The sequence below is a fragment of the Cysteiniphilum litorale genome (genome assembly GCF_003428165.1).
Lineage (GTDB): Bacteria > Pseudomonadota > Gammaproteobacteria > Francisellales > Francisellaceae > Caedibacter > Caedibacter litoralis.
The window spans coordinates 122,567-134,796 of the sequence record NZ_QLIQ01000001.1; the positions used below are offsets into that span (position 1 = coordinate 122,567).

A 12,230-nucleotide genomic window follows, 5' to 3' on the forward strand; every position below is an offset into this window, starting at 1 on the left:
GAGAATCCAAAAAATACCTGATGTACTTAATAAAAAACAACTATTCACAGATAATTTCATCTTGGAAGGCGATGCCATCCTCAGCTCTCAAAGCATTAGAGTTGACTGTACACGTTTGTCCATCTTGGGTCTCAAGGGTAAGTTTCTTGCCGAGTATGACATCAATTTGGGCAAAGCCATCGCCATCGGTTTCACTGGGCTCTAGTCCGCCTGTTATTTTAGCAAAACTCAGTATTTCCCCTTGTGTATTAACAAAGTTGCCCATAATCAAAACAGCAGGTTTGGCGTTAAGTGCAATGGTCTCAACATTACCTGGATAAAGTATCACATCACGATCATTATGAGGAACACTTAAGGTGACTTCATGCGCTTGAACTTGGACGTTATGTTCTTTATATACCGACATTGGCACAAAGTAGCTTTCATTATTATCGATTACGGCATTTTCTTTGCCATCAACATAGATGGTGTATTTGCTAGGAATATCTGCGTTAACATAAATAAGTGCGCCACTGCGGTTGTCTGAACCACTGACCCCCCAGTTGGTCATTGGCGTGTAGGCAAGTGAACTTGATGTCTGGATGTTGTAGCTAATGACAGATTTATCATGCTTTGATTGTGCCAAATTAAGCTGCTGTAATGAGTTAAAATAACGATTACTTGTGCTGGCATATTGTGAGTAGTATTGGGTGTTGTGATTGACTTCAGTGCTCACCCCTAGATCATTTTGATAGTCACTGCCTGTAAACTCTTTGCCGATATTGAGTTTAATATTTTCCTCTCTTTGTACTTCTTTTTCACTTTGTTGACTTACTTGACCTTCAAGGCCTGCTGCCATATACCAGCCATTTTGTGTGCCAAAGCTCCATGTTAATTGTAAGAAGACGCTTTTGTTACTTTCTGAGTGATCTAAAGATAATGAAAATGTTAAGTCATTGTTGTCTCCAAAGCTCAGCGTTTTAGCAATACCAAAGCCAATATCGTGTTGGAAGTTATTATCAACATAGGCATAGCTTAATGAAGTTGTGAAGTTAATATCATGCCAATTAAAGGATAATGATGTGCCAATATTTGTGTTACTTGTTTGAGTGTCTTCAAAATACTGATTAATGTAGCTGCTACTATTTTCTTTAACCCAGATTTGTCGAAAGAAAGTATTCAACGTCACACCTGAGACATTCCCGGCAACAGAGAAAGCAAGACCTAAATCACCAAAATTACTCACAGCAAATGAGTTATAAAAGCTTAAATGGGATAGCTCCATCATTAGCATAAATTCGCCAATGGCTTCTTGTTGGTTAAATACTGTTACGTGCTCACCAATACCAAAAGATTTGCTTAAGCGCTGCTTAGCTTCAAAAGTCAGGACATTTAGATCGGTTAATGTAGGGAAAATAGTCCCAGAAACAAGCTCAGCCAAACGTCCATAGCTAATATAGTAATTGGGTAAAGTCAAAAGTGGTAGGGCATTGGTCTTAATAAAATAAACTTGTTTATTAGAGGTTTGATTGGTCAATGTGCGTGTCTCAAGGCGCAGCATATAAGCGCCTGATGGAAAGCTGCGTGTATCAAGAAAGTGATTCCCCGGTGGAAAGTATTGGGTATCGATTAAGGTATTACCACGATAAACATCGACATAGCTAGGTACAATGATATTGACTTCAACCGGTGTAGCAATTTGCTCATTTAAGTTAGTCAAAAGCTCAAGATTGGTTTGCACGCTGGCTCCTACAATTTGTAAGCTTGGAATGATCATCGTGCCGACCGTATCTTGCAAGCCTAGTGATAGATGATATTGTTTATGGCGCCAATTTATATCAAAATCACGAAACTGAAACTGCTTAATGGGTGGCTGTCCTGGCGTGACGGAATAGGTGAAATTATCCTTGTAGTCCAAATGCCAATTGCCATAACTTAAGTAGCCATTATGGTTTAAAGCCATCGAGTGATTTTGGTCATTATTGCCTGATAGCCCAAGTTGAAATAAATTAAGTGTACCCAGTCCTGCCGTTGATTTCTGCAGAAATTTAGCAGGAACAGCATCTTGTGCTAGAAGGTACTTTGGATTAATAAAAAGTTGCGCACGATAATTATTGCGATCAAAAATAACCCCCAATGTTTGTGGGCGAATAAAGCCACAATTAGCACCATTGCTGCAATTACGTTCGGCATTGGTTTTTTGTGGTGCTGATAGTTCTTCTAATAACAAGTGCTGGGCAGTTTTTGCAATATACGGTTTAAGTTTTTGTAAAATAAGATCCGGTTCATCAAAGGTGATTTCATTATCATTAAACGTAGCGGTTGTCTCTACTAATTTTTCTTTGCCAAACACAATGGTTACAAGACTTGTCTCATCATCTTCAATAAAATCTTCAAAGCCAGGCGGTAAATCGGATGCAGTAGCTATTTTGGGTGCCATACCTATCACTAGACAGTGGCTTAATAACAGACCTAGGTATATGGAAAGGCGCTTTATTTTCTTCTTGCTAAAGTAGGACTGACAAATAGCCATGGTTTATCTGCTTTGCAGAATTAAAGACAGCTGATAACGCCCAGCTTTGGCATTTTGAATCGCATATTTAGAGAACTTAACGGCGATGCTTTCATAGAGTTGGCATTCATCAAAATTATGGTTATTTGTTTGAATGCTTTGAATTTGATTGTAAGGCATCTCTATTGCATTAACTAAAATCTGATAGGGAAGATTGCCTTGGTTATTTAGCCCTTTAGCGATGAAGCCACCTTCATTGGTCGTAATGCGCAAAGGAAAGCGTTTATTGCCTTTGTGATAAGCGCAGAAGGTGCCTAAAGAAATAATTTGATCACGACCTTTGGTAATCATATCTGTACTAATAACGATTTTTTCATTGAGTGTCAGATTGCCAACGACAAAACGTGGATTCTCTTGTTCTTTTTGAGTTGGGCGCTCATAGTATTTTGAGTTGTTCTTGAACTGATAAGCCATTAGTGTTACGGGAGTAAAGGCGGCGATAAGAAAAACAAAAGCGAAAACAAAAGCAAGGTGTTTGCTTATAGCTGTCATCTAACCTCCCGTACGTACTCTTAATTATTAGCTGATTGCAACGTTAGCAATATAATGGATAGAGCCTTGAACATCAATACCTGCTGCGTCTTCGGCAATCTCAGTTTTATCATCAGCCGATTTTTTATATTCGCTAATCACTAACTGTAGTTTCATGGGCTCAGTGATTTTACCCTTTGCACGCACCGAAATACGCTTATTATTGCCAGCGCCTAAATTACGAATCAATATAGGCGTAATAATGACAGGTAAATTTTTAAGCTCACTATTGCTATAAGTGACAATGTGTTTAGGGTCAGTGACGTTTTTAACTTGGACAATAAAAGTACCCTTTTCGTTACCGATATTGGTTAGTGGGATATAATCACGCTTAACTTTTTGGCTAATGACAATATCAGGTTTAACAACATCAAGTACGGCACCCGCAAAGACTGAAGATATGGTTATTATCAATAATAAAAGGCCAGCGAATATGCGCGTTAATTTCATGGCTTTATTCCTTTTTACTGGTTTAATGAGTTTATAAATAACAAAAGGGACTCTCAAAAAAAGATATCCCTTATGCTGTCACTTATGTACTGAAAAAAGTAATTGAATATGTGTTGTTACGCAACACTTAAATTCAAAGAGGCATTATATGTCCCTGCTTTTGCATTGCGAATATCATCACCTTTAAATGTCATAGCAACAGCTTCTTTGGTTTTGCAGCCAGATGGTAAATCATTAGCATCAACAACTAATTCATTCTTACCATAATTTACCGCAGTCTTGTTAATAACAAGTGTGTAAGGTAGCTCGCCTTCACCTTTAGTGCCGACAACCGCAAATTTTTTCTCATTATTTGAAACATCAACGGTTACTTTGCCATCTTTATCATTGGTGTATGTGCAAAACTCTGCCAACTCAAAAGTTTTGTCTTTGCCTGCAGCAACGTCAGCAGCTGAGATGACAATCTTTTGGTTCATGCTTAGATCACCAAGAATGCTTTTTGCTTCAACAATAACTTCAGATTTGCCAGCTTCAGCAGCAAAAGCTGAAGTGGATAACAATGCACCTACTGTGAATGCTGCAACTAAAACTTTCTTCATAAATTATTCTCCTTTAATTATAATTTTCCTTGTAAGGTTTTAGCTAAAACCTGATCTGTTGGCATAGAGTTAACAATAGCTCATGCAACAACGCGCTCATTATTACGTAGGTTTACGAACCCTGTAAAGTAGTAACAAACAAAAAAACGTGAATACTACGCTTGACAGTGCAGGTAGCGCTGTGAAAAGCATAAGCAATCAGTTACACTGCAGTTGTTTTAGAAATTAAGTTAACAACAGGAAATATTGACAGTTATGTCAAGCAAGATAAAAAGATCACTTTATCAGGAAAAAGATTATTATCGTGGCGTGTATGAGTCACATCCAAAAGAGCATTTTTCTGCCTTTCGGCGTGATTATGCACGTGTCATTCACTCAGCATCTTTTAGGCGCTTACAAGGCAAAACACAGATTTTTCCTTGTTCTGAAAGTGAGTTTTTCAGAAATCGTTTAACGCACTCGCTGGAAGTGGCGCAAGTTGCCAAATCCATTGCAACAGGATTAAATTCACGCTTTGATTTGGATTTAGATACTGACTTGGTTGAAACAGCAGCATTGTGTCATGATATTGGGCATCCGCCTTTTGGACATAATGGCGAGAAAGCATTACATGCTAAAATGCGTGAGTATGGTGGCTTTGAAGGTAATGCACAAACGCTAAGATTATTGGCAAAAACAGAGAAAAAGGTTTTCAAAGGCGAGGGTCCGATTCACTCAGGTAAAGACAATCGCTTTGGCTTGAATTTAACGCATCGCACATTAGCAGCGACCCTTAAGTATGACAAAGAAATCCCCAGTTATATTATCAACTCAAGTGATCGACCAATAAAAGGCTATTATGCCAGCGAAAAAGCGATGGTTGAGAAGATTAAACAGCATGTGCTTTTTGGTTACCCTCTAGATGCTTTGCATGGGCGCAAGTTTAAAACGATAGAATGCTCAATTATGGACTTGGCAGATGATATTGCCTATTCGACCTATGATATTGAGGATGCGTTTAAAGGTGGTTTTTTAGATCCATTATCAATGGTTAATGCAGAAGAAAAAGTGCTTATAAAAGTACAGCAGCAGGCTGAGCTGGATGGGCTTCATTTATCAATTACCGATATTAAAGCGATTTTAAAGTCAATCTTTGAAGGGATTATTGATTTTGATGCTAAGTTTGACGATGTTTATCAACAGGCAAAAAAGCTTGCTAACTCAAGTTATTTACGTACGAAATTCACCTCTAATCTTGTGCATTACTGTATTTCACACGTGTCACTTAATTATGATGAAGTTTGTCCGGTGTTATCTTCGGTTTCTCTGGAGCCTGACGTTTATAAGCAAGTGGAGGTATTAAAGCTTTTTGTCTATTTTACCGTGATTAGCTCACCTAAGATGAATGTTGTGCGTTATCAAGGGCGTGAGATTATCTCGTCATTATTTGATATTTTGATTAACTCACAGATAGAGACATCCCTTTTGCCTGAAGATGTCGGTGAGATTTTTTATGCTTTTGATCCGGATGATCAGGTGAATCGCGCACGGGTGATTAGTGATTTTATTGCTAGTATGACCGATCGTTATGCAATTGAGCTACATAATCGCTTAACATCGTCATCTGTGCAAAGCATTTTTAAACCGGTTTAAGCTTTTCTCGTTTATGTATATCAGTGCACTTAATATCTTTCAATTTCGTAACTTAACCAATGCTTCATTAGCGTTGCATCCACGTGTGAATATGATTTGTGGGCAAAATGGCAGCGGCAAAACCTCTATTTTAGAAGCGATTTATTTTTTATCGATGGGGCGCTCTTTTAGAAGCTCACAACTGGCTCGAATTATTGAGCATGAAAGGGATAATTTCCAACTGTTTGCTAAGTTTTATAGTGGTTATGAGTTAAGTAATTCAAAAGAAAAAACGCTTGCCAGTATGCGTGATAAACACAGTAAAAGTATCGTGAAATTAAATGGCGAGGATGCTCAATCGCAAGCACAGTTAACACGTGCACTTCCTGTGCAATTATTTAATCCAGAGAGTTTTAGCTTAATCAATAGTGGCGCGCAACAACGCTCAAAGCTTTTAGATTGGGGTGCTTTTTATCACAAGCCTGAATTTTTAACGCTATGGCAGCAATCAAAGCGTTTGATTAAGCAGCGTAATGCGGCATTAAAGCAAGGTTATCCGTTGAGCTATATCGAGATTTTAGATCAAGAGCTTGTTGCTAAATCAGAAAGTTTAGATCAAGCTCGACTTGAATACTTTGAGATTTTAATGCCTAAAGTCATGTCAATTCTTAAAGAATTTAACAACGATCTTACTATTGATATGAGCTATTATCGTGGTTGGTCACAAGATAAAAGCTTAAGAGAGGTATTGACATCAAGTTATGTTAGTGATTTAAAAACAGGGGTCACAAGTCATGGTGTACATCGTGCGGATTTGCGCTTTAAGGTCAAAGGGCATCCAGCGCAAGATATTCTCTCGCGTGGTCAGCAGAAGATTTTAATATCCGCGTTGAAGTTAGCCCAAGGTGAGATTTTCTCAAAAGAGCACCAAACCGGTTGCATTTATCTTGTAGATGATCTTCATTCAGAGCTAGATCAAGCGCATTTACAAAAAGTACTAAATAAGTTGATGCATATTAACGCACAAATCATTATGACGGCAATTAAACTCGAGCATTTACAAAGCTTATTAAACGGTATTGAGTTTGCGCATTTTCAGTTAAAAGATGATGTTTGTGAAAAGTTGGATTAACTATAATTTATTCCATATGTTGCTCTACTTTTTTAATCAGCATAAACATTAGCGGAATGATAAAAAGTGAAAAAATAGTCCCTATCAGTAGCCCACCAATAAGCACGATACCAAGATTTTCACGTGACACATAAAGCATTTTATCGCTAAGGATTAATGGCAAAGCGCCAAACACCATGGCAAAGGTTGTCATCATGATCGGGCGAAAACGATGTTCAGTGGCGTATTCAATCGCAGACTTTAGGTCAACCCCTTTTTTTAGTTCATTATTAGCAAACTGAATGATTAATACACCATGTTTGGTAATCAGTCCAATGAGGGTAATTAAACCCAGCATACTAAACAAATTAAGTGAACCGTCAATAAGATATAGAGATAGCATGCCACCAACGATGGAGAATGGTACGCATAGTAGAATAATAAAAGGGTCTATAAAGTTTTTAAACAATACAATAAGTAAGAAATAAATGCTAAGGATAGCAAATATCGCAATCCATAAACTATCATCATTACTTTGGAGATATTGCTCACTACTACCGATGTATTGATATTGTAGGGTAGGTGCTTCTTTTGCTATGACTTGATTAACAAATGCTAAAGCGTCAGAGACGTTATATCCTTTATTGAGTCGCGCTAATATTTGAATGGCTTGCTGGTTATTGAAGGTAGTGATCTTATCAGGCTTTGCAGTTAGAGTGAAGTTAACAAATTCACTCAAAGGATACGTTTGATGGGTTAATGGGCTTTGAATATTTAAGTCTTTTAATGATTCTGGGTTCATTAAGTCTTTGTCATTTAATCTGACAACAATCGGCACACTTAATCCTTTGATGTGAAAATAGTTATTTAAGGTCGCCCCACCATAAAGATTTGATAAAACAGCAGTAATTTGTGGTTTTAATATTCCAACACTTGCAGCTTTCTGCTCATCTATGTTGACTTGAAATTGCATTTTTGGTTCGTTGAGATCGGCAATAACTTGGGCAAATATTGGTGAAGATACTAACTGTGATTGGATTGTTTTAGCATTGTCGGTAAGGGTTTTTATGTTCTCGCCGTAAATTTCAAAATTAACCTCATAATCATCGCCCCAATTTAAAAAAGGTGAAATTTTGGCATAAGCATTTTCAATATGATGATTGGCAATAAATGCATTTATTTCTTCAGCAATCTTTAAGTTTTGCGCTAGATATTCCGGTTTGGTCTGTATTTGAACTTTGGCGGTGAGTAAACCAGTATTCTCATCAGGAGAAATAGTTGCAGAATAGTATTGAACATAAGGCGCAGTATAGAAGGGTTCAAAAACTTTAAGCTGCTGCTGTAGTGATTGTGCACTGTCTTGTGTATTGCCGTTGACAGTGATATTGAGCCGTCCGCTAGGGTCATCCTGATAAACGGTTTTTGGCAGTTTCAGTGCATAAAAGCCAGCAGCTGTAATTAAACAAGCAAAAATAAATAAAAATAATTTGGGAAATCCCAGCATAAAATCAAGGACGATATGATAGATGTTAACTACACTTTTCAGCTGTTGTTCAAACCAGTGTTGGTATCTATTTTGCCTATAGTCTCTTTTGAGTAGCGCACTTGCCATAATCGGAGTTAATGTTAATGCGACAATACCTGAGATAAAAACTGCTAGAGCAAGTGTTAATGCAAAGGGTTTGAGCATTTCGGCAATTGGACCAGAGAGAAATACAAGTGGCAGATAAACCGCTAGAAGGGTTAGCGTAATGCCAATAATGGTTAAGGCAATTTCGCTACTGCCCTTAATAACTGCATGATGGCTCTTGACGCCTTGCTCCATTAAACGGGTAATATTTTCAACAACAACAATGGCATCATCCACGACCAAGCCAACAGCAACAACAAGTGCGAGTAATGTCATAATATTAAGTGATACGCCCATCAGTGCAACGAGCAAAAGGGCACCTAATAAGCACACAGGGATGGTGATAATTGGCACCAATGTTAATTTAAACTGTCCAAGGAATATCAACGCAACCAATAAAACCAAAATTGCTGCAATAAGAATGGTAAAACTGACTTCATACATAGATTGTGACATGACGCTTGACATGTCAAAGACTGGTGTGATGGTTATTTTGTTATTTAGTTTGTGAGCAATTGAGTCGACAAATGTTGTGCTTATGCTGGAAATGGTGAATGGGTCAGCACTTGTCGATGTATATAAACTTATGTCATCAGATGTTTTGCCGTTAAATGTACTGACTGTATTTGTATTAAGTTCACGTGGTTCAAAGCGTATGGTAGCAACCTCACTCAAATAAATAGGCAGTAATGGTGCACCTTTTATATTACTATTAGTTTGTTGGTAGCCAATAATAATATGATTAAAATCGGTTAGTTTAATGATTTGATTACTTAAACCTAATGTGTAGCTTTTATCTTGGATTTGAATGTTTCCTAGAGGGGAAGCTTGATAGCTTTGATTAATTAATTGGAACACCTCTTGAGGCGATAGTTGGTATTGTGCAAGTTTAGCAGGGCTCAATTCAATTTTAATAATAGGGCTCATCTTGGTGCTTTGAATACTTACCCCAGGTAAACTGCTGAGTTTGGGAATTAAAATGCCTTGAATGAGATTGTTTATATCAAATAGACTTAAATTGCTCGAGGATACTGCAAAAGCAATTAGCGTTGAGGTGCCTCCAGAAATATTAATATTCGCCTGTGGCACAGAGCTCGGTAAATTCGCAGAAGAGATGGCTTGTAGAATTTTCATCTGTGCCTCGAGCGTACTCTCTTTGGAGAAATCATTCAGCATAAGGCTTATAGTTGCTTGACCATTTTGCGAGGTTGCCTTGATATAGTGGATATTATCAATGCCTTGTAAGCGTGCAACGACTTCTTGAGTTACTTGCTGTTGTACTGATTGCGCATTGGCTCCTGGATAATTGAGTGTTACAGAAATTGTATTACCAGAGATGCTTGGAAAAGGTGAGATGGACATTTTAAAAAGTGCAAAAATACCGCCAACACAGAGCATGATTGCCAAAAGATAGATAATTAATTTGTTTTTAAGACAGGCTTGGATCCATTTCATGATTTGACCTTAACGCTTTGACCTTCGCTAAGCTCATTAGGATTGCTTGTAATTAGTATATCCCAATCATTTACGCCTGAATTAATGACTATCTTGCCATTTGCTAATGGTAAACCAGTCAATACATATTGCTTTGTTACTTTGCCATTTGCAAGTGTATATACAAAGAAGCCTTTACTATCAGTTTGTACAAGGTTTTGCGCCACTAAAAAAACATTTTGAGCATCAGGAAATTGCTCTACTTTGCCAAAAGTATTAGCTAGCAATGGGGTGTGTTGATCAAAGTCAGCGCGTAGTTGTAGATTATATGTTTGAGGGTCTAAGCTTGCGGCAATATAACTGACGTGTGCAGTATAGGATTGTGCGCTGTTATTTGGATAAAATAACACTTTCTGGTTAAGTTTCAGTTTTGAAATATTGTCGCTTGATATTTGGTAAATAAGTTGCAGGTTGGTATCTGGTGTAATTTTTGCCAAAGATGTGCCTGTTTGTACAAAATCGCCAATAGCTATAAATGTATCTGAAATAACGCCATCAATTGGTGCCACGATTTGATAAATAGCATGCGCATCTTGTAGCTGTGATAAATCTTGTTGGTAATTGGTTTTGGCTTGAATTAGATCAATGGTTGATACACCACCTTTATATAATTCATTTAATTTTTGTAGGCGATCAAATTGCTCTTTACTAAGTTCAAGCTTAGCAGATAAACGTTTTAATTGGTTGGTAATATCTGTTGGTGTTAACTCAAACAACAGCTGTCCTTTCTTGACATGCTCTCCAGGTTTGAAATTTATCTTAGCAATACTTGCGTTTACTTGTGATTGGAGTGTTACCTCAGTAGGTATGATAGTTTTGCCATAAGTGATAATCGGTAATGCAATTTTTTGCTTATGTAATTTTGAAACACTAACGGTTGTAACAGGTTTTTGTGGGGGTAAAGTAGATTTGTTTGGAATTATTAAGTAATAGCCAATAATGGCAACAACTATTAGAAGAATAACAGGTGTTAGGATGAAAAATAGTTTCTTTTTATTGCTACACATCAATGTGATCTTATTCGTTATAACCTTAATATTGCTTTGGAGTATAGTTTATAGTGCGCGTAAGATAAAGAGATGTTGATTTAATTCAAGAGCAAATAAATGCCAGTCTTTTGTTACTTATCTTCTATGCTATGGCATATAATTATTGCATATAGAATATACGACAAGATGTTAAAGAGGTCAAAGTGAATTACAAGCGTTATCAACGTCATTTTCCAGTCATGGGGATTGAAGGACAGCAAAAGTTACAAAATGCGCGAGTTTGTATTATCGGTTGTGGTGGAATTGGCTCGCCAGTGTCGATGTATTTGGCTGCAGCAGGTGTCGGTACTCTTGGGCTTGTTGATTTTGATGTGGTTGAGTTATCTAATTTACAACGACAAATCTTATTTACTGAGAATGATTTAGGCGTTGCAAAGTCAACTGTTGCAGTAAAACATTTATCTCAAATTAATAGCGACATTCAATTAATTGAATATAACGAGCGCTTAGATTTCAAGCGTGCTTGCGAGATTTTTGCGTCATATGATTTAATTATCGATGGCAGTGATAATTTTCAAACGCGTTATGCGGTAAATGATGCATGTTGCAAGCTTAACAAACCTTTTATTAGTTCCAGTGTGCTTAAATCACAAGCGCAGTTAAGTTTCTTTGATCCTACAAAGTCTTGTTATCGTTGTTTATACCCATCGCCACCTCCGGCTCACCTAGTTCCAAATTGTTCAGAAGCAGGTGTACTAGGTGCCAGTGTCGGTGTGGTTGGCACGATGGCAGCAAATATGGCAGTGAATTTCTTTTTAGGCAAAGAGATTAAGCAGCATTTAATGATATTTGATAGTGATGTACTAACTTGGCAAAGTTATGGGTTTAAACGCAATCCAAATTGCAAAGGCTGTGTAACACATGAGTTTGGTCTTGAACAAAATAATAAAGCAACGATTGAAGTGCAAAAGGCATATCAGCTTGATCCGGAAGCGCTAATTATCGATGTGCGTGAAGGGTGGGAGCTTGATATTGCTTCCTTAGATGTTAAAGTAGAGCATCTACCATTAGCGCAAGTGTTGCAAGGCTCTGTGTTAGAATGTGTGAATAAAACGCAAAAAATTATTGTGATTTGTAAATTAGGTGTTAGAAGCCAAAAGGCCGCACAAAAGCTTATTGAGCTTGGCTTTGAAAACGTCTATAACTATGAAGGTGGCATTGCTCGTTACTTTGAAGAACAGCAAAAAGAAATATGTTATTAGAG

General features: G+C 37.4%; 9 protein-coding genes. 3 read left to right on the forward strand and 6 right to left on the reverse strand.

What is annotated here, in order from left to right; translation table 11 throughout:
- Window positions 1–40 precede the first annotated feature (40 nt).
- From DNJ75_RS00490 to DNJ75_RS00505, 4 genes are all read right to left on the reverse strand, one after another.
- Complete coding sequence (locus tag DNJ75_RS00490; protein ID WP_170137157.1) at window positions 41–2,419, reverse strand: TcfC E-set like domain-containing protein; 2,379 nt, start codon at window positions 2,417–2,419, stop codon at window positions 41–43.
- A gap of 96 nt (window positions 2,420–2,515) precedes the next feature.
- On the reverse strand, window positions 2,516–3,043 hold the full coding sequence (locus DNJ75_RS00495; RefSeq protein ID WP_117001209.1) for a hypothetical protein: 528 nt from the start codon (window positions 3,041–3,043) through the stop codon (window positions 2,516–2,518).
- A gap of 27 nt (window positions 3,044–3,070) precedes the next feature.
- Window positions 3,071–3,532 (reverse strand): hypothetical protein, encoded by a 462-nt coding sequence (locus DNJ75_RS00500; RefSeq protein WP_117001210.1) that lies wholly within the window; start codon window positions 3,530–3,532, stop codon window positions 3,071–3,073.
- Window positions 3,533–3,648: 116 nt separating this feature from the next.
- Complete coding sequence (locus DNJ75_RS00505) at window positions 3,649–4,131, reverse strand: hypothetical protein (RefSeq protein WP_117001211.1); 483 nt, start codon at window positions 4,129–4,131, stop codon at window positions 3,649–3,651.
- Between the two features lie 267 nt (window positions 4,132–4,398).
- Here DNJ75_RS00505 and dgt point away from each other — a divergent pair, with 267 nt between their 5' ends.
- Window positions 4,399–5,763 carry a dGTP triphosphohydrolase gene (gene dgt / locus DNJ75_RS00510; protein ID WP_373282839.1) on the forward strand — a complete coding sequence of 455 codons (1,365 nt, stop codon included), beginning with the start codon at window positions 4,399–4,401 and terminating at the stop codon, window positions 5,761–5,763.
- Between the two features lie 13 nt (window positions 5,764–5,776).
- Window positions 5,777–6,874 (forward strand): DNA replication/repair protein RecF, encoded by a 1,098-nt coding sequence (recF, locus tag DNJ75_RS00515; protein WP_117001213.1) that lies wholly within the window; start codon window positions 5,777–5,779, stop codon window positions 6,872–6,874.
- Between the two features lie 7 nt (window positions 6,875–6,881).
- On the opposite strand, the gene DNJ75_RS00520 is transcribed toward recF, so the two are convergent.
- A complete protein-coding gene (locus tag DNJ75_RS00520) occupies window positions 6,882–9,938 on the reverse strand; it encodes an efflux RND transporter permease subunit (protein ID WP_117001214.1) in 3,057 nt (1,018 codons plus the stop codon).
- The gene (locus tag DNJ75_RS00525) at window positions 9,935–10,984 is read right to left on the reverse strand and encodes an efflux RND transporter periplasmic adaptor subunit (RefSeq protein ID WP_117001215.1); all 1,050 of its coding nucleotides are present in this window, start codon (window positions 10,982–10,984) and stop codon (window positions 9,935–9,937) included. The genes DNJ75_RS00520 and DNJ75_RS00525 overlap by 4 nt, the downstream gene beginning before the upstream one ends.
- A gap of 185 nt (window positions 10,985–11,169) precedes the next feature.
- On the opposite strand from DNJ75_RS00525, the gene DNJ75_RS00530 reads away from it, so the two are divergent.
- Window positions 11,170–12,228, forward strand: coding sequence for a HesA/MoeB/ThiF family protein (locus tag DNJ75_RS00530; protein ID WP_117001216.1), 1,059 nt, complete (start codon window positions 11,170–11,172; stop codon window positions 12,226–12,228).
- Window positions 12,229–12,230: the final 2 nt, after the last annotated feature.

Coding starts and splice junctions, on each gene's coding strand:
- DNJ75_RS00490 (WP_170137157.1), bottom strand. CDS start 2,419: ATGGCACCCAAAATAGCTACTGCATCCGATTTACCGCCTGGCTTTGAA.
- DNJ75_RS00495 (WP_117001209.1), bottom strand. CDS start 3,043: ATGACAGCTATAAGCAAACACCTTGCTTTTGTTTTCGCTTTTGTTTTT.
- DNJ75_RS00500 (WP_117001210.1), bottom strand. CDS start 3,532: ATGAAATTAACGCGCATATTCGCTGGCCTTTTATTATTGATAATAACC.
- DNJ75_RS00505 (WP_117001211.1), bottom strand. CDS start 4,131: ATGAAGAAAGTTTTAGTTGCAGCATTCACAGTAGGTGCATTGTTATCC.
- recF (WP_117001213.1), top strand. CDS start 5,777: ATGTATATCAGTGCACTTAATATCTTTCAATTTCGTAACTTAACCAAT.
- DNJ75_RS00520 (WP_117001214.1), bottom strand. CDS start 9,938: ATGAAATGGATCCAAGCCTGTCTTAAAAACAAATTAATTATCTATCTT.
- DNJ75_RS00525 (WP_117001215.1), bottom strand. CDS start 10,984: ATGTGTAGCAATAAAAAGAAACTATTTTTCATCCTAACACCTGTTATT.